The 16,167-nt window shown below is 69.9% G+C and carries 18 protein-coding genes; 10 read left to right on the forward strand and 8 right to left on the reverse strand.

All coding sequences use genetic code 11. The features are described 5' to 3' along the window. Positions 1–69 precede the first annotated feature (69 nt). The 9 genes from OV090_RS17225 to OV090_RS17265 all read left to right on the forward strand — a co-directional run bounded on the left by OV090_RS17225 (position 70) and on the right by OV090_RS17265 (position 8,642). On the forward strand, positions 70–1,197 hold the full coding sequence (locus tag OV090_RS17225) for a hypothetical protein (RefSeq protein ID WP_267704782.1): 1,128 nt from the start codon (positions 70–72) through the stop codon (positions 1,195–1,197). 154 nt (positions 1,198–1,351) lie between these two features. Beyond that, complete coding sequence (locus OV090_RS17230) at positions 1,352–2,335, forward strand: hypothetical protein (protein WP_267704783.1); 984 nt, start codon at positions 1,352–1,354, stop codon at positions 2,333–2,335. Positions 2,336–2,489: 154 nt separating this feature from the next. Continuing rightward, on the forward strand, positions 2,490–3,983 hold the full coding sequence (locus tag OV090_RS17235; protein ID WP_267704784.1) for an amidase family protein: 1,494 nt from the start codon (positions 2,490–2,492) through the stop codon (positions 3,981–3,983). 47 nt (positions 3,984–4,030) lie between these two features. After that, positions 4,031–4,576 carry a gamma-glutamylcyclotransferase gene (locus OV090_RS17240; protein ID WP_267704785.1) on the forward strand — a complete coding sequence of 182 codons (546 nt, stop codon included), beginning with the start codon at positions 4,031–4,033 and terminating at the stop codon, positions 4,574–4,576. Positions 4,577–4,765: 189 nt separating this feature from the next. Beyond that, positions 4,766–5,704 carry a MopE-related protein gene (locus OV090_RS17245; protein ID WP_267704786.1) on the forward strand — a complete coding sequence of 313 codons (939 nt, stop codon included), beginning with the start codon at positions 4,766–4,768 and terminating at the stop codon, positions 5,702–5,704. A gap of 308 nt (positions 5,705–6,012) precedes the next feature. After that, complete coding sequence (locus tag OV090_RS17250) at positions 6,013–6,138, forward strand: hypothetical protein (protein WP_267704787.1); 126 nt, start codon at positions 6,013–6,015, stop codon at positions 6,136–6,138. Next, a complete protein-coding gene (locus tag OV090_RS17255; RefSeq protein WP_267704788.1) occupies positions 6,135–6,737 on the forward strand; it encodes a sugar transferase in 603 nt (200 codons plus the stop codon). Before OV090_RS17250 ends, OV090_RS17255 begins: the two co-directional genes overlap by 4 nt. Then, on the forward strand, positions 6,728–7,744 hold the full coding sequence (locus OV090_RS17260) for a histidine kinase (RefSeq protein ID WP_267704789.1): 1,017 nt from the start codon (positions 6,728–6,730) through the stop codon (positions 7,742–7,744). The genes OV090_RS17255 and OV090_RS17260 overlap by 10 nt, the downstream gene beginning before the upstream one ends. Before the next feature lie 175 nt (positions 7,745–7,919). Further along, entirely contained in the window at positions 7,920–8,642 is a 723-nt protein-coding gene (locus OV090_RS17265; protein ID WP_267704790.1) for a LytTR family DNA-binding domain-containing protein, read from the forward strand. 25 nt (positions 8,643–8,667) lie between these two features. On the opposite strand, the gene OV090_RS17270 is transcribed toward OV090_RS17265, so the two are convergent. From OV090_RS17270 to OV090_RS17300, 7 genes are all read right to left on the reverse strand, one after another. Further along, entirely contained in the window at positions 8,668–9,525 is an 858-nt protein-coding gene (locus OV090_RS17270; RefSeq protein WP_267704791.1) for a hypothetical protein, read from the reverse strand. Between the two features lie 117 nt (positions 9,526–9,642). Then, positions 9,643–10,566: a pirin family protein gene (locus OV090_RS17275; protein WP_267704792.1), complete on the reverse strand. Its 924-nt coding sequence runs from the start codon at positions 10,564–10,566 to the stop codon at positions 9,643–9,645. Between the two features lie 161 nt (positions 10,567–10,727). After that, the gene (locus OV090_RS17280; protein ID WP_267704793.1) at positions 10,728–11,654 is read right to left on the reverse strand and encodes a LysR family transcriptional regulator; all 927 of its coding nucleotides are present in this window, start codon (positions 11,652–11,654) and stop codon (positions 10,728–10,730) included. A gap of 86 nt (positions 11,655–11,740) precedes the next feature. Next, positions 11,741–12,118 carry a hypothetical protein gene (locus OV090_RS17285; protein ID WP_267704794.1) on the reverse strand — a complete coding sequence of 126 codons (378 nt, stop codon included), beginning with the start codon at positions 12,116–12,118 and terminating at the stop codon, positions 11,741–11,743. Positions 12,119–12,291: 173 nt separating this feature from the next. Beyond that, positions 12,292–13,752: a caspase family protein gene (locus OV090_RS17290; protein ID WP_267704795.1), complete on the reverse strand. Its 1,461-nt coding sequence runs from the start codon at positions 13,750–13,752 to the stop codon at positions 12,292–12,294. A 275-nt stretch (positions 13,753–14,027) separates the two neighbouring features. Then, positions 14,028–14,342 carry a hypothetical protein gene (locus OV090_RS17295; RefSeq protein WP_267704797.1) on the reverse strand — a complete coding sequence of 105 codons (315 nt, stop codon included), beginning with the start codon at positions 14,340–14,342 and terminating at the stop codon, positions 14,028–14,030. A 9-nt stretch (positions 14,343–14,351) separates the two neighbouring features. After that, positions 14,352–14,708 carry a hypothetical protein gene (locus OV090_RS17300; protein ID WP_267704798.1) on the reverse strand — a complete coding sequence of 119 codons (357 nt, stop codon included), beginning with the start codon at positions 14,706–14,708 and terminating at the stop codon, positions 14,352–14,354. 423 nt (positions 14,709–15,131) lie between these two features. Between OV090_RS17300 and OV090_RS17305 the strand changes: the two genes are divergently transcribed. Then, entirely contained in the window at positions 15,132–15,587 is a 456-nt protein-coding gene (locus OV090_RS17305) for a hypothetical protein (RefSeq protein WP_267704799.1), read from the forward strand. 63 nt (positions 15,588–15,650) lie between these two features. Here OV090_RS17305 and OV090_RS17310 read toward each other — a convergent pair whose 3' ends face one another. Continuing rightward, positions 15,651–16,067 carry a hypothetical protein gene (locus tag OV090_RS17310; RefSeq protein WP_267704800.1) on the reverse strand — a complete coding sequence of 139 codons (417 nt, stop codon included), beginning with the start codon at positions 16,065–16,067 and terminating at the stop codon, positions 15,651–15,653. Positions 16,068–16,167 lie beyond the last annotated feature (100 nt).

Genomic DNA, 16,167 nt, shown 5'->3' on the forward strand with positions numbered 1-16,167 from the left:
GAAGACGTCTGCATAGAATATCGTCTTGAATGCTGGCCATCGTAATGGCTGTGCCCTCAAGGAAACCTCATGCGTAGCACGAATCATCTCGCCGTCTCTCTCATCCGTGGACTCACCGTATCCGCCCTGGCCTTGACGAATTGGTTGCTCGCCGCTTGCGGAGACGACGTCAAGATGGGAAGCACCGACGATGAACCTGCAGAGAGTGACACTGATCCATGCCAATTCTCGGACAAGCCTGAGGGCATCTACCACTTCACCTGCGAGAATGACACTGACAACTGTTGGAAGGGTCATTTCAACGAAGACATCTGCGGTGATGTCCAAGGTTGCGAATTGGTCGACCCCGCCGATCCCACCGATGGGTGGAGAGATGTGGTGAAGTCGATGTGCACGGAGAGGTGCATTAGAAATTCTCGACAGCTGACAGGACATGTTTGCGAAAATGGGAATTGGTCAGATGTCAAGGTCACCGGACTGGTCGGACAAGAATGTGAGTACCAACAATGCTCAGCTCCGTCCCTCCTGCTCAATTTCGACCACATCGAGGATGTCCTCGGCTCTGCTGCTGCTACCGACGCCGAGGACTTGCCGTGCGACTTGTGGGATGACTGCCTCGATTACCTCGATCCCCCGGAGGTTGACGGCATGACGATGTCGCTCAGCACGGAGGACGCGCGCTCGAGCGCAGACATTATCATGATCACAGATCCCGCTGGTGGTTCGGGATTGGAATTCCTCGGAGCGGGACAGACGACGCCAATTCCCAAGTTGCTCGTTGGAGAAGCGGCATACAGTCGGACCTCTTGCGGCGCCGACGCTTGCCCCTTCTACCTGGCGCAGTACGATCTCGAAGCAACCTCGCCGTTCACCATCGTCCTGAGCCTCGATGGTACGTCCACTTTGATTAAGACGATCAACGATTTCTCGATTAGCTTGGTTCGCCCGACGCTTGGCATCAATCTCCCTGACAGTGACGATCTGATCTTCCCCCCCCACTCGCTCACGTTCCGTGTTACCGCGACTGTCAGCGGGGCGACCAATTCCTACGGCGAGAACGGCAGTTACGACTTCGACTATTCGATCTCTGGCCACGTCTTCGGTGCCTTTGGTGCTTTCGGCACTCTCACCCTCGGCACCACTGGTGAAAGTATTCTCGGTGATTTGGAGATCATGGGGGTCTTCGTCGAAGAATAGCTTCGATGAGCCGGAGATCAGCTGCATGCGAGCCCCGGTCGTCTTGCTACTTGCCCTCTGTTCATGCACAGAGCAAGAAGTAGTCCTCCCGAAGGTTGTCGCAAGCAGCGATTACATTGCATACGGAACATGGGCCGACACGTCCACGCTATGCATGAATGAGCGCCTGCGTCAGTGGGACGCTTTCATCGAGGAGATCTCCAGTACTCTGGAGATCTCCCCACCGTCGTCGAAAATTCGATATACCTGGGTCCCTGAGCAATTCTGGTCGGCAGAACGCTGGGGTTGCTCTGACCCGCGCCGGGGGTGCTTCACAGGATTTCAGCAGGGAATCTTCGTCGACGATTTTGAGAACATGCATGAAATCGTTCACGCGGTCGACTTTTCCGGCCTTGGGGGGGGCCATCCCATTCTCCGGGAAGGGCTGGCCGAGTTCTTTGGCACCGGTAGGTCCACAGAGGCCTTCGTGACCGATTTCACGGACCGATTCATGCAGTTGCTATCTTCGACAGGGAAACCTCACTCACCCGCAGAATACGTACTCTGCATGCATTTCGTGGGGTCGATCATCGAGCGCCATGGCATATCGTTGTACAAAGAATTTTATGCTGCCTTGGACAGAGACTCGAGTCCACAAGAGTTTGAAGCAGCCTATCAGAATGTGTTTCACGAAGACCTCCTCGACGGTCTCCTGGACATGAGCTCTCTCGCTGTCACCGGTCAATTTGTGCCATGGCCATGCCTTGAGGGCTCGGACGCGGAGGTCCTCGAGTGGACCGGAGAAGGTGTGCTCCGGACGACGGTCCATGGAGAGTGTGGCGATCCCCATTTTGCAGGGCCCGGCTCCGTCCCCGATTCTTTCGGCTTCATCAAACACTACGTGATCGATGTAGAAGTCAGCGGATACTATCGCCTCACGGTCAACGGGACAGATGCTACAGCCCCAGGCCTGTTAGCCGCTTCCATTCAGAGCTGTCCAGCGATTCCGTTCGAAATACTCGTCGCCGAACAGAGTGCTCCTCACGAAGGCACGTTGGCAGCGGGCCGCAACATGTTGACAATATATTTTCCTCCCACCGCGGCGCTCGAGGGCGATGCAGAATTAGTTTTGGAGTTCCAGCACTCGGGGGCACCGTAATCAATGCAAGCTTTCGCGGCATCTCGCCTTTTGCCGAGCGGGACTCGGTGCCAATTCCGGGCGCGTCTCCCACTCCGAACGGCCCTTTGGGCTGACCTCAGCACCCCGACCCCCGGCGCTGCCAACGCCCCCTGAACCCCGCTATGCTCGGCGCATGATCGCCGGGTACGAAGACCTCGACGGCCTCGCCCTCGCCGCCCTCGTGCGCGCGGGCGAGGTCTCGCCGCTCGAGCTGGTCGACGAGGCCATCCGCCGCTGCGAGGCCGACGGCGTCCCGCTCGGCGCAGTGGTTGCGCCGATGTACGAGCGCGCCCGCGACCTGGCCCGAGGGACATTGCCCGAAGGACCGTTCCGCGGCGTGCCGACGCTGCTCAAGGACCTGGTGTCGGGGGCCGAGGGCGCGCCGCTGCAGTCGGGCAGCCGGTTCTTGCGCGGCCACGTGTCGACCGCCGACTCGGAGATCGTGCGCCGCTACCGGGCGGCGGGGCTGATCCCGGTGGCGAAGTCGGCGACCTCGGAGTTCGGCATCGTGCCGACGGTCGAGACCCTGGCCCACGGCCCGTGCAAAAACCCGTGGGACCTGTCGCGCTCGGCCGGCGGCAGCAGCGGCGGCTCGGGCGCCGCCGTGGCCGCGCGCATCGTCCCCCTCGCCAGCGGCAGCGACGGCGGCGGCTCGATCCGGATCCCCGCCTCCTGCTGCGGCCTGTTCGGCCTCAAGCCCACGCGCGGCCGCACCCCGCTCGGCCCCGAGCGCGCCGAGGCCTGGCAGGGCTTCGCCGCCCTCCACGCCCTGACCCGCTCGGTCCGCGACAGCGCCGCCCTGCTCGATGCGACATGTTCTCCGGAACAGGGCGCTGCGTACTACCCGCCCCCGCCGGCGCGCGCCTACCTGGCCGAGGTCTCGACCCCGCCGGGCAAGCTGCGGATCGCAGTCACCACCCGGCCGATGCTCGGCGGCCAGGTCCACCCCGAATGCGTCGCGGCCCTCACCTCCGCCGCCGCTCTGTTGCAGGACCTCGGCCACCAGGTCGACGAGGCCGCGCCCGAGGTCGACGGCCCGGCCTTCTCGCGCGCCTTCTTCGCCATCCTCTGCGGCGAGGTCGCGGCCGACATCGACGAGGCCGCGCGCCTGACCGGACGCCGCCCGCGGGCGAGCGAGTTCGAGTTCGTGACCTGGACCTTGAGCCAGATCGGTCGCGCCCTCCCGGCCGCCGACTTCGTGACCGCCAAGCGCCAGCTGCAGCAGGCGGCGCTGAAGATCGGGCCGTTCTTCGCCGACTACGACGTGCTCGTCACGCCGACCCTGGCCCAGCCGCCGGCGCCGCTCGGCACCCTCGGCCCGCAGGGCCTGTCCGCCTCGATGATGAAGCTGCTGGGCCGCGCCCGCGCCGGCGGCCTGCTGCGCCACCTCATGGCCCACGACCCCAGCGCCGACCAGGTCTACGCCTACCTGCCGTGGACCCCCGTGTTCAATGTCACCGGTCAACCGGCCATGTCGGTGCCGCTGCACTGGAGCCCAGAGGGCCTGCCGATCGGCGTCCAATTCGTCGGCCGCTGGGGCGACGAGGCGACCCTGTTCCGCCTCGCCGGCGAGCTCGAGCGCGCCCGCCCGTGGGCCGGCCGCCGCCCTCCGCGCCTCGCCGCCTGACCCGCCTCGATAAAATAAACTGTCCTCGAGAACCTGACCTCTGCGACATGACCGATCAGACATCCCTGTGGTTGTTCGGCTACGGCTCGCTGATCTGGCGGCCGGCGATCCCCTACGCCGAGCGGCTGCCGGCCCGCGCCGCCGGCTACGAGCGCCGCTTCTACCAGGGCTCGACCGACCACCGCGGCGTCCCCGAGGCGCCCGGTCGGGTCGTCACCCTCATCCCCAGCGCCGCGGCCTTCTGCGGCGGGGTCGCCTACCGCGTCGCGCCGCCCGACGTCGCCGCAGTGCTGCACACCCTCGACGTCCGCGAGCAGGGCGGCTACACGCGCCTCGAGCTGCCGGTGCAGGTGCTGGGCGAGGCGCCGCGCGAAGTCCATGCCCTCACCTACGTCGCCGCGCCCGACAACCCCAACTGGCTCGGCCCGGCCTCGGTCGCCGCGATCGCCCTGCAAATTGCCCGCAGCCGCGGCCCCAGCGGGATGAACCGCGAGTACCTGGTCCGCCTCGCCGCCGCCCTGCGCGAGCTCGCCGTCGACGACCCCCACGTCTTCGACCTCGAGCGCGAGGTCCACGGCCACGAAGAGCTCTGAAACGGCTCCGCGCACCAACGTGTCCGATCGGTCATGTCCTTTAAAACATGCAGGTCGGCGAGCTGTGCCAGTCGTCTGTTTCATTGAACTATAGATGTCCTCAAGGACAGACTCCGCGGCGCGGGCGCCTGCACCTCCCCCGCGCTTCCCGCCCCGAGATGCCGCCCGCGCGCGTGCTATCCTCGCCGCATGCGCCCCGCCGCCGGCGTCTCTCTCGCCCTCTGCGCCCTCGCTGGCTGCTTCTCCGACAGCCCCCCGCAGCTGTCCACCGGCGGCCTCACGACCACGGGCGAGCCCACGACGACCCCCTCGTCCACCACCGACGCGAGCACCACGTCGACGACCGCCGCCTCGACGGAGGTCCCCACCACCGACGAGCCGACCATCACCACGGGCGGCTGTCCCATGGGCCAGCCGCCGAAGAGCTGGTACCCCGACGGTGACGGCGACGGCTTCGGCGCCGGGGAGCCGGTCACTGTCGCCTGCGAGGTCCCGCCCGGCGCGGTCGACGTCGCCGGCGACTGCGACGACACCTGGTTCGAGGTCAACCCCGGCGCGGACGAGCTGTGCAATCGCGGCGTCGACGACGACTGCGACGGCCTCGTCGACGAGTACTCGGCAGTCAACCTCGCGTGCGGCGCCTGCAGCCTGTCGGAGCTCGGCGGCGCCGTCTTCTGGGTGTGCAGCGAGGCCGTGGCCTTCACCGCCGGCGAGGCCTTCTGCCAGCAATTCGGCCCCGCGGTCCACCTGATCCACCCGCTCAACGCCACCGAGCTGGCCTTCGTGCGCGACCGGATCTTCGACCACCTCGGCGAGCAGCCGCCGGACCTGGGCTTTTGGACCGGGCTCCACCGCCGCGAGGCGCTGTGGGACCAGTGCACGACCAACCCCGACGCTGCCGACTGGGTCGCCCTCGACGGCGCCCCCGTCGACTATCTGCCCTGGCGCGACGGCGAGCCCAACAACTCCGAGTGCCTCCCGCTGTGCACCACCGAGCTCCTCGACGACCCCGAGTGCCCGCGCGAGAACTGCATCGAGCTCGGCGACGGCCCCACCGGCGCCTTCAACGACCGCGCCTGCAGCATCAACGCCGTCGGCCTGGTCTGCCAGGCCCGCCTCGATCCCTGAGGCGAGCTGCGATGCGATCGCCCAGCCCTCGGCTCGACCTCGGAAACGACATGTTTTTTTGAGCATGTCCTTCCGTTCACGTCCGCGGACATCGCCCGGCCGTCGACCCGCCCCGCCCCGCGCGCCGTCTCCCCCGCGGAGAAGACATGTCCTAAAGAGCATGTCCTCGTGAGCAGGTTCGCATACGCACCGCGCGCCCCGGCCCGTCCCTGCCCCGCCGCGACCGCTCGACCGCCGCCCGCGACCGTTCGCCCGCGCGGCCGTCCCCGGGGGGATGGCCGCGTGCCACCTTGCGCGTCGAGCCCTCGATGACCGACCTCTTCGACGCCACTCTCACCGCCGCGCACCTCGTCCTCGCGCTCGCGCCGCTGGCCCTGGCCGCCTGCGCCTTCTTGCCGCTGCTCGACCTCGCGGCCCTGGAGGACTCGCGATGAGCGCCCTCGCCCGCAAGCGCGTCTTCGACCTCGCGCTGCTGCTCCCCCTCGTCCCGCTGTTTGCCCTCGCCGTCGGCGCCCTCGCCTGCGGCGTGTGGGTGTGCGACGGTCGCCCGATCTTCTTCACCCAGCCGCGCATCGGCCAGGGTCGTCGCCTGTTTCACATCGTCAAGCTGCGCACCATGACCTGCGAGGCCGACCCGGCCGCGCGGAGGCCCACCCGCTTCGGCCGGTTCCTGCGCCAGCGCGGCCTCGACGAGCTGCCGCAGCTGCTCGTCAACGTCCTGCGCGGCGACATGAGCCTCGTCGGTCCGCGCCCGCTCACCCCCGCCGACGCCGAGCGGCTGATCGCGGAGCACCCGCCGTTCGCCCGCCGCTTCGACGTCCCGCCCGGCCTCACCGGCCTGGCCCAGGTCTGCCTGGCCCAAGGGTCAGCCTTGACCGCCGCGCTCGACGCCGCCTACGCTGAGCGTCGCAGCGCCCTCCTCGACCTCCGGCTGCTGCTGCGCACCGCCTGGATGAACCTCGTCGGCAAGCGCCGCGGCGCCCTCCGCACCACCCTCCCGATCGGCCGCCCTCGCCACCTCTCATGGCCCTGATCGTCTCCACGCTGCAGGCCCTGCTCGCCCCCCGGCGGCTCGTCCCGATCGTCCTCGTCAGCGTCCCGCTGGTCGTCGCCCAGCACCGCTACTCGCCCGCGCGCGACCCCGGCGCGGTCGTCGTCGGCCTGGCGATGTGCCTCGTGTTCGCGCTGATCGCCCCGTGGCTGTGGCGGGTCACCGCGGCGCGCGGCTGGCTCGGCCTCGCGGTCTACGGCTTCGTCGGCGTCGCAGTGGTCGCCGGCCTCGGCCTCGTCCTGCCGGCGGTGTTCGGCGTCGGTCGCACCTTCCTCACCGAGGACGCCAGCCTGCTGGTCGCCCTCGCCCTGTTCCTCGTCGGCGGCTGGGGTCTCGGCCGCGACATCGACCTCGAGGCCAGCCTCGACCGCGAGCGCGCCCGCGCCGAGGCGCTCGCCCGCGAGGCCGAGCGCGCCCAGCTGCTCGCCCTCCGCAGCCACCTCGACCCGCACTTCCTCTTCAACACCCTCAACGCGATCGCCGAGTGGTGCCGCACCGACGGCGAGGTCGCCGAGCGGGCCGTCCTGCGCCTGTCTGCCATGCTGCGCACGATCCTCGACGGCGTCCGCCTGCCAGCCTGGCCGCTGCGCCGCGAGCTCGACCTCTGCCGCGACCTGTTCGCCCTCCACGCAGTGCGCGACCCCGGCCGCTTCGACTGCGGCGTCGACGGCGACCCCGGCGACGTCCTCGTCCCGCCGCTCTTGCTGCTGCCGCTGGCCGAGAACGCGATCAAGCACGGCCCGGCCGCCGGCCACCGCGGGCCGGTCCGCATCCACATGTCCTCGGGGACATCCGGCCTCGAGATCGTGATCGACAACCCCGGCCCGTTCACCGGCCCGCGCCCCGGCGGCGAGGGCCTGCACATGGCCCGCCGCCGCCTCGACCTCGCCTACGACGGCCGCGCCGGCCTCGTCATCGGCCCCGCCGACCACGGCACCCGCGCCGTCGTCACCATCCCCTCCGGCCCCGCGCCCACCGTCGTCACGTGATGCCCGAAAGGACATGTCCCATGGGTCATGAGAAAGCGCCGGCGCTCCGTCGTCGCGCGCCGCCCAGAAAACATGTCCCACAGGACAACCTCCGCGCGTCGCGCCTCGTCCTCGAAGGCCTGCCCGCTCGCCGCCCACGATCACCTCACCAGTATGACCTAAAGGACATGTCCTCATGACCATCCTGCGGATCCTCATCGTCGACGACGAGGAGCTGGCGCGCCGCCGGCTGGTCCGGCTGCTCGCCGACTTGCCGGGCGTCGAGCTGGCCGGCGAGTGCGACGGCGGCCAGGCCGCGCTGGCGCGCCTGCGCGAGCCCGACGCCGACGTCGACGTCGTCCTGCTCGACATCCGCATGCCCGGGCTCACCGGCCTCGAGACGGCGGCCCTGCTCGGCGACGACGGCCCCTACGTCGTCTTCACCACCGCCCACGACGACCACGCCGTCGACGCCTTCGACCTCGGCGTCGTCGACTATCTTCTGAAACCAATCGAGGCCGTGCGGCTGCACCGCGCGCTCGAGCGGGCGCGCCAGCGCCTGGGCGGCCAGCGCGGCGGCTCGCGCGAGCTCGTGCGCCTGCCCGTCACCACCCGCGAGGGCATCATCCTCGTCGACCCGCAGGTCCTCACGCACGCGGTGTTCGACGGCGCGCTCGTCACCCTCCACCTCGACGGCCGCACCCTGCTCACCGACCAGAGCCTGCAAGATCTCGAAGACCGGCTGTCCGCCGTCGCGTTCGAGCGGGTCCACCGGCGCGCGCTCGTCAACCTCGAGAAGATCGAGCGCCTGGAGCCGCTCGAGACCGGCGGCTACAACGCCCGCATGCCCGGCGGCGACATCGTCCCGATCTCCCGCCAGGCCGCCCGCCGCCTGCGCCGCCGCCTCGGCCTGTCCTGAAGGACATATTCAGTTTTTGAAGAGCTCACCGCCGGCGTCGGCGGGTGAACGTCCACGCCAGCGGCCCGAGCAGCCACAAGGCCGGGGCGACCCCGCCCCCGCCCATCCTGCAGCCGCTGCCCGCGTCGGGGTCGGACGCGATGTCGGCCTCGGTGAGCGTCAGTGTCGCGCCGCGGGTTCCGTCAGCGGCGACCGGCGTGAGCGCGATGGGAGCCGGCCCTGGCGGGATCTTCGCCTCGTCGCCGCGGAAGGGTCCCGACACCGCCATGAGCTGGCCGTCGGCGTAGGCCGCCTCCACGTACCCGCCCTCCGCGAAGTACTGCGCCGAGAAGTCGATCGAGAGGGCGATGTAACCGGGCACTTTGCACGGCGCCAGGCCGGTCGGTCCGCAGCTGTTGGTCTCGGGATCCGCCTCGTGCGCGTCCAGCTCGCCGAGCGCCTCGGGCGGAGCGGCCGGCGTGGCGTCCTCGCGGACGTGGAGCGTCCCCGGGCTCCGCGAGTCTTCGGGGAACGCGGCGAACGCCCCGCAATCGAGCTTGTAGACCGCCCCGGGCATCAGCGGCTCGGCCGGCACGAACTGCGCGACGACGCCGAAGGTCTCGGTGCAGAAGTTCCCCCCGCTCAGCTCCACGGTCACGTCGATCCGCGTATCACCGCTCACCAGCGCGCAATCGTCGGGCACCTCCGCCTCGATGTCCTCGCACCGCATCACCATCCACGGCAACACATCGACCGGCACCTCGACGCCATCGAAGAACATCGCGCTGTCGTAGTCGGCGATCCACGACCAGCCCGCGCAGCTGCGCGCCGCTGCCGGCTCCGGTCGCGCCCACAGGCCCAGGGTCAAGCAAGCGACGAGCGCGAATGGATAATGTCTTTGCACGCGGCCACCACCTATCGTTAGTGGCTCCACTAATAGACAGGCTGCGGCGGCGCGGCAACTGCCGCGCCGCCGTTCACCCCATCAAGCGGGCGGACGGGAGCGCCGCCGCCGATTCATTCACGCCGGCACCGGGCCGAACTTGCCGAGCTCGAAGTCGCGGACCGCGGCCGCCAGCTCGCTGCGGGTGTTCATCACGAACGGCCCGTACGACGCGATCGGCTCGTCGATCGGCTCGCCGGCCATGACCAGCAGGTGCGAGTCCTCCTTGGCGACCAGCTCGACGAACGTACCGCGGTTCTCGAACACGAACAGCTCGCCGTCGCGGGCGTGCTCGCTGCCCGACTTCGCGTGGCCCGACTCGACCAGCACCAGCGCGTTGTGGTGCTCCGGCAGCGGCACCCGCACGCGGTGCTTCGCCCGCAACTCGACGTCGAGCAGGGTGATCGGCGTGTGCGTGCGCGCCGGTCCGCGGGCGCCGTCGAACTCGCCGGCGACGACCCGCAGCTGGCCCGCGTCCTCGGCCAGAGCGACAACCGGGATCTCGCTCGCAGTGATCGGCTGATAGCCCGGTGCGCTCATCTTCAGCCGCGCCGGCAGGTTGACCCATAGCTGCACCAGACGCACCGCTCCGCCGCGGCGGGTGAACTCCTGTTCTTGATACTCTTCGTGCAAGATCCCCGACGCGGCTGTCATCCACTGCACATCGCCCGGCCCGATGATCCCCGAGTGCCCCGCAGTGTCGCGGTGCGCGATCGTGCCTTCCCACGCCAGGCTCACCGTCTCGAACCCGCGGTGCGGATGCCAGCCCACCCCGCGTCGCCCCTGCGACAGCGCCGGGTAGTGCTCGCGCGGGTGATGGTCGAGCAGCAAGAACGGGCTGGTCCGCTCCATCGGCAGGCTGCGGCTGGGGAACACCCCGCGCACGTGAAAGCCGTCGCCGACCCAGTGCATCGGGCCGCCGCGGTGGACGCCTTCCACGCGGCGCGCTCGCCCCGTGGACTCGAAGGCATGAAGGGTGGGAGTGGTGATCGTCGTATCCATCGCAGGACAGGATGGAACCGCACGACTTTCGGCGAAACTGCCGCGCACATGATGGCCGCCATCACCCCGTGTGATGCCCCGAGCTCGCGCCTCCGCGGGCCGCCATGCCCGCCGTCATCCCATCCATCGCCGTGATGCCACGAAGGCATCTAGCGACTTGCTCAGCCCGTCGCAGTCGTCTCGGTCAGCGCCAGGCGGCACAGGTCGGTCAAGCGCTCCACCGCCCACGTAGCGACCGGCCCGAGCGCCGAGCGCTTGCGTCGCACCAGCGCCAGCTGCCGCAGCGGCGCGGCAGTCCCCCACGCCACCAACTTCAGCGCCATCAGCCGCCCGCGCGCCAGGTCGTCGCGCACCAGGTGCTCCGGCTCGTAGCCCCAGCCGAGCCCGCCGACGATCAGCGCGTGCTTCGTCGACAGGTCGGCCACCCGCCACGTCCGCGTCGACAGCACCCCGCGATCGGCCGAGCCGTGTCCGTCGGCCGCGCGCTCGCTGAGCACGATCTGCACCGCCGAGGCCAGCGCCGCGTCCTCGATCGGCCCCGCGATCGCGGCCAGCGGGTGCGACGGCGCCGCGACTGCGATCATCCGCAGCTCGGCGAGGTGACGCTGCTCGAGCCCTGCGAGGTCGGCGTCGGTGCCGGCGATCCCGAGCGTCGCCCGCCGGTCGCGCACCATCGCCGTCACAGCCTCGAGCATCTCGGTGGCGATCGTCAGTTCCACCGCAGGATGCGCCGCCGCGAACTCGCGCGCGAAGCCGACCAGCGCCGCGTTCGGGAACATCGCGTCGACCACCAGCGACAGCCGCGTCTCCTCGCCGCGCTTGAGCCGCGCGACCAGGGCCTCGACGAGCTCGACGTCCTCGTGGATCTTCTCGGCCGCGGCGACCAGCGCTGCGCCGTGCTCGGTCAGCGTCGGCACCCGACCTGTCCTGTCGAACAGTTTCAATTCGAGCTGGCTCTCGAGCCGCTGGATCGACTGACTGACCGCCGCCTGCACCCTTCCGAGCTTGCGCGCCGCCGCGGTGAAGCTGCCGGCCTCGGCGACCGCGCGGAGGGTGCGGAGCTGGTCGATGCTGATCGCCTCGAGCACGGGCCGCAGTTCACCACGACCCGCCGCGATTTGCACGCCCGCTCACGCGGCCCGGGCTCGCATCACATGTCCGAAAGAACATGTCCTCACGGGCTGGCGAAGACCGCCTTGCAGCTGCCCGCCTCGCACGCGCAGTGGCCCCCGCAGTCGAGGGTGTTGGGCGCGCACTGCATCGTACACATCACGTCGGTGCAGTCGGGCTTCTGCGCCGCCGGCACGCAGCTGGCCGGGTGGCAGCACGAGGCCGGCACGCAGTCGGCGTCGACCTTGCACTGGCCCTCGCCGCCCTCGCCGCCCGCGGTGGCCGGCGCCGGCTTCGGCGGCTCGCTGACCGGCGGCGCGTCGGGCACCTGCTCGGCCGGCGCCGGCTTCGGCGCGCAAGCGGACACGAGCAGGCCGAGCAGCGCGGCGCCGAGGCGCCCGCGGGCTCGCCCGGCAAATTCGTTCGGAAGACGGAGAAGCATGCGCCCTGTATGCCGCCGAACGCGTCCGCATTCCACGACTGATTCGCGGCTTCGCGGCCCCACAGGGCGACGCGACGAGCCACGCGGGCACACGGCACAGCTCACCTCGCAAGCGGCGCCGCCCCGCGGCGGACGCGCGGCACAGGCTGTCTCTCGGGACATCTCGCACCGCGTCACGACCCGCCGTGGAACACCGCCAGCGCCGCAGCGGCCTTGCGCACCGCGTCCCGGTCCGGCGTCTCCGCGAACATCTCGCGCAGCGGCAGGTCGACCAGAGTCAGCGCCTGCTTCTCCAAGATCAGCGTGCAGTCGCCGTGCTCCGCCTCGACCCGGTGCGGCAGCTCCGACGTGATCGCCCAGCCGCGAGCCTCGAGCTGCGGGACGCTGCGGGCCGGCGCGCAGCCCTCGCGGAGCGCGAAGGTGATGCGATCGGGGTGGAGGTTCAGACAGTCGAGCAGGTCGAACACCAGGCCCGGGACGTCCAGCCACGCCGGTCGCAGCGACAGGTGCTCGACGAGGACGCCGCGCGTCTTCTCCGTCGCCTCGTAGGAGACGCTGTAGTGGCCGTCGGGGAACGCCAGGCCGCAGCCCTCGACCGACACCGCGGACGAGGCCCACTTGAACCGCGCGCGCAATCGGCTGACCGTGCGCCCGAACTCCTCCTCCAAATAATCACCGAGCGCGGCGTTCGCCCGCGCCTCGAGGTACGCCTGCGAATAGTGGGTGCGCGACAGCTCGGTCAAGATGTCCTTGATCGCCACCTGCCGCGCGCCGACCGACAGCTCGACCGCCTCGAACAACCGGCCGTCGACCGCGAGCGCGCTCGCGCTCAGGACCGGCCCGCTGAAGTCCGCGAGCACCATGGCCTCACCGGTCGACTCGAGCAGGAGCGGCCGCGGCATCGATCGCGCAGGCCGGGCCCACCGCTGGATCTGCGCCGACAGGAAGCCGTGAAGGCTCGGCACCGTCAACCTCCGCTCGGCCAGCGCCTGCGGCTCCTCGCCGCGCAACACCGGCAGCAGGAACGCGGTGAACGAGCTGTGCTGCGGGTTCGGCGAGCGCGTGGTCGCCGGGCCGCGCTCGACCGAAGCCACGAGCGTCAGGCCCTCCGCGCCGCGCAGCGCCGCCGCGAGGTCCTCACGCGAGATGCCGGTCGAACAGACGTCGAGGATCACCAGCTTCTGCTCGGCCCGCGCGCTGCTCAGGATCTCCGCGACCAGGGCGACGGAGATCAAGCAGCTCGGCTCGTCGTCCGCGAACGCGTCCTGCGGCACCAGATAGCTGTGCGGATCGCCGGCGATGCGGTGGCCACGGCCGCTGAAGTAGAAAATCAGGCGCTCGCCCGCGACGCTCGACCTGGCGAGCTCCCGCAGCGCCTTGATGATCTCGCCGCGCGACGGCGTCGGCCCACGCCGCGAGACCAGCGCCTTGACGGTACCCGGCTCGGCGTCGAGCTGCGGGAGGTCGCGAAAGCAGTCGGCGAACCCGAGCGCGTCGTTCTTGCAGGTCGTCAGCGGCTCGAAGCCACAGTCACGGTCGTAGTCGTCGATGCCGACGGCCAGCACTCTGGCCCGGCCGAGCGCGAACCGTCGCGTCAACGCATCGCCCTGGCGCTGGTCGAGTCCGCCCGTCATGCGAGCGGGCTGCCTAGCATGCCGTCCAAACCCGGGCAACCGCGGTGACCGGGGCCCGTGCGGCGTGCGGTGCGCTGGGCGCGAGCCGAAGATCGACCCGGCCCCGACCGCTCGCACGCGGGCTCGTCCTCAGATGTCCCAAAGGCCATGTCGATCTCACACGCTCATGCGCACCAGCGCCGGCCGCTCGGGGTCGGCCCCCGGCAAGCCCGCCGCCTCGGCCAGCGCAGCGGTCACTTCGTCCGCCAGCGCCCCGCCGAACTCCGCGTCGGCCATCAGGCGCACCAGCGGATGCGCCGCGCGGCGGGCCGCCGCTCGCACGCCGGCGTGCTCGCTGCCATGGTCAACGCGTCGATCTTCCCCGCCGCCTGCAGCGTGCGCAGGTGCGCCACCGCCAGGCCGCGGACCTCGTCGCACAGCCAGCCCCAGTCCTCGACATCCCAGTCGCGGACGAGCGCGCGCAGCTCGGCCTCCGGCAGCGGCACCGCGTAGAGCGGGAACCCGCGCGGGTGCGCCGAGACGTGGGCTTCTGCGGCCGCGCAGGCGAGCGCGCGCAGCGGACGGTCGAGGGCATCGAGGAGATCCTGCACGGGCTCACCTCATTCCTTGTCCGCGGCGGAGTCGTCGCCCAGCACTGTCATGGCTTGAATCGGTGTCATGCACGCGATCTCCAGGTTCATCTTGCGGAGCTCGTCGGGCAGAGGAGGTTGAGCCCGCAGCACGCCGATCACCTCGACCCGCTCACCCTCATGGCGCGCGATCACTGCGGGCTCGGGCCGAGTCTCGGGATGCCATGGGTTCTCGAGCAACACGAAGCCTCCGTCGGGCAGCAGCAGCACGGGCCACACGTTCGTCACTCGCCCTCCCGGTGTGGTGAAGAGCTCCAGCGCGTAGATCCCCACGAGTCGACAGGCCGTGCCCTTCTCGCCCTCGAGATCGCAGGCCGGGACCTCCACGGGCACCGGAGCCTCGGGGACCGCGAGGCTGGACGGGGGCACCGGCTCGGGGCACCGGTGCGTGCATCCGGCGGTGCACGCGAGTGTCGTAGCGACACACCATGCACGCGACGACGCCGCGAGGATGTGCTGATCGATCTCCCCCCACACCGCCGCACGAGGCTATCTCGAGTCAGGCAGGCCGGACAGACCTCCGACCGGTTCGGTCATGCTAGCCTCGGCCTCTCCTCGAGGTCGACCGTGCGCGCCCGAGCGTCGTCCCTGCCTCTCATGGTCCTCGGCTGCACCTCCAGACCCTGTCCGGAGGCCCCCGTCGCAGTGCATCCGAGAGTCGAGGAGCCAGCGCATGAACCTCGTGCGGAGGATGCTCCCCCGCTCGCGCCGGACTGCTCGCTCACCCGCGAGCAAGCGGGCGAGCGAGCGATGGCCGGCCTGGCGACGCTCGCGGGAGCCGAGGCCCCGCCCCCGGGCTTCACGCTGCGCGAGCCGTGCGCGTCGCATTGTCTGAAGAGGGGCGACAATGCCGAGGCGAACGACGTCTGCCCCTCCTGGCAATGCGGCATCGACTACGGCGCATCGCAGACGTGGCAGGGCTACCTCCCCTTCACCATGTACGTCGCGCGCTGCGGCGAACGAGTCTTCACTGGAATGCGCCTCGAGGGTTGCTTCCGCAAGCCGCACCGCTGCGCCTTCGCGGTCGATCGGGTCGAGGCGCTCCGGATCGCCGGGACCACGCCGGACGCCGACGAGATGGAGTTGGTCTGGGACCCCGAGAACGAGGAGTTCTTGTGGATCGTCAGCCGTGACGGCCGCACGCTCCGGGAGGGGAGCGTCAGGATCAGCGCTCACGTCCCGGCGAGAACTCCTCCCCGTCGGTGACCCTCACACCTATCGTCGTCCGATCGAGGCGTCACTTCGGCGGGACGCAGCGTCGCTCGCGGCTCAGAACGCCACGCGAATGCCCCACGAGCCGACCTGAATCGGGCGGCTGCGCCGGTGCCGGGTCAGCTTCACGCCCAGGACGGCCGTGCCCACGATCGAGCCGGCGCAGACGACCGCCATCACGATCCCGGCGGTCATCATCGGATCGGGGGGACAATTGTTACCAAAGCATTTGATAGTGGGATCGCTGCTGCCCGACAGGGGTATGAGCGCGGCGGCCGAGATCAGAGACGCTCCCGTCAATGCGCCGAAGATGCCCGTCCCGAGCTTGAGACGGCGCTCGCGCTGCTCCCACGCCAGCTTGATCGTCTTGTCGCGCTGCTTCAGCTCCCACGCGTCGAGCGGCGGCCCCTCGACCTGAGGCGGCGGGGCTGGAGCCGCCAGGGAACACAGGACCGTCAAAGAGAGCAAGTTCATCGCCTCAAGATGAACGGCTCGCGGGCCGCCGTCAAACCGGAGGACGCCGATCGGCGCCTCTCCGCGGTCGATGCTTGTTCCGCCCTCGTGATCCCTGCGA

The sequence above is a fragment of the Nannocystis sp. RBIL2 genome, from assembly GCF_026626745.1.
In the GTDB taxonomy this organism is placed as follows: Bacteria; Myxococcota_A; Polyangia; order Nannocystales; family Nannocystaceae; genus Nannocystis.

What these genes read in the sequence shown, in the direction of transcription:
- OV090_RS17240 (WP_267704785.1), top strand. Translation starts at nt 4,031, where the DNA reads ATGACCGATCAGACATCCCTGTGGTTGTTCGGCTACGGCTCGCTGATC.
- OV090_RS17310 (WP_267704800.1), bottom strand. Translation starts at nt 16,067, where the DNA reads ATGAACTTGCTCTCTTTGACGGTCCTGTGTTCCCTGGCGGCTCCAGCC.
- OV090_RS17235 (WP_267704784.1), top strand. Translation starts at nt 2,490, where the DNA reads ATGATCGCCGGGTACGAAGACCTCGACGGCCTCGCCCTCGCCGCCCTC.
- OV090_RS17285 (WP_267704794.1), bottom strand. Translation starts at nt 12,118, where the DNA reads ATGCTTCTCCGTCTTCCGAACGAATTTGCCGGGCGAGCCCGCGGGCGC.
- OV090_RS17230 (WP_267704783.1), top strand. Translation starts at nt 1,352, where the DNA reads ATGAATGAGCGCCTGCGTCAGTGGGACGCTTTCATCGAGGAGATCTCC.
- OV090_RS17250 (WP_267704787.1), top strand. Translation starts at nt 6,013, where the DNA reads ATGACCGACCTCTTCGACGCCACTCTCACCGCCGCGCACCTCGTCCTC.
- OV090_RS17260 (WP_267704789.1), top strand. Translation starts at nt 6,728, where the DNA reads ATGGCCCTGATCGTCTCCACGCTGCAGGCCCTGCTCGCCCCCCGGCGG.
- OV090_RS17305 (WP_267704799.1), top strand. Translation starts at nt 15,132, where the DNA reads ATGGCCGGCCTGGCGACGCTCGCGGGAGCCGAGGCCCCGCCCCCGGGC.
- OV090_RS17275 (WP_267704792.1), bottom strand. Translation starts at nt 10,566, where the DNA reads ATGGATACGACGATCACCACTCCCACCCTTCATGCCTTCGAGTCCACG.
- OV090_RS17255 (WP_267704788.1), top strand. Translation starts at nt 6,135, where the DNA reads ATGAGCGCCCTCGCCCGCAAGCGCGTCTTCGACCTCGCGCTGCTGCTC.
- OV090_RS17265 (WP_267704790.1), top strand. Translation starts at nt 7,920, where the DNA reads ATGACCATCCTGCGGATCCTCATCGTCGACGACGAGGAGCTGGCGCGC.
- OV090_RS17245 (WP_267704786.1), top strand. Translation starts at nt 4,766, where the DNA reads ATGCGCCCCGCCGCCGGCGTCTCTCTCGCCCTCTGCGCCCTCGCTGGC.
- OV090_RS17290 (WP_267704795.1), bottom strand. Translation starts at nt 13,752, where the DNA reads ATGACGGGCGGACTCGACCAGCGCCAGGGCGATGCGTTGACGCGACGG.
- OV090_RS17225 (WP_267704782.1), top strand. Translation starts at nt 70, where the DNA reads ATGCGTAGCACGAATCATCTCGCCGTCTCTCTCATCCGTGGACTCACC.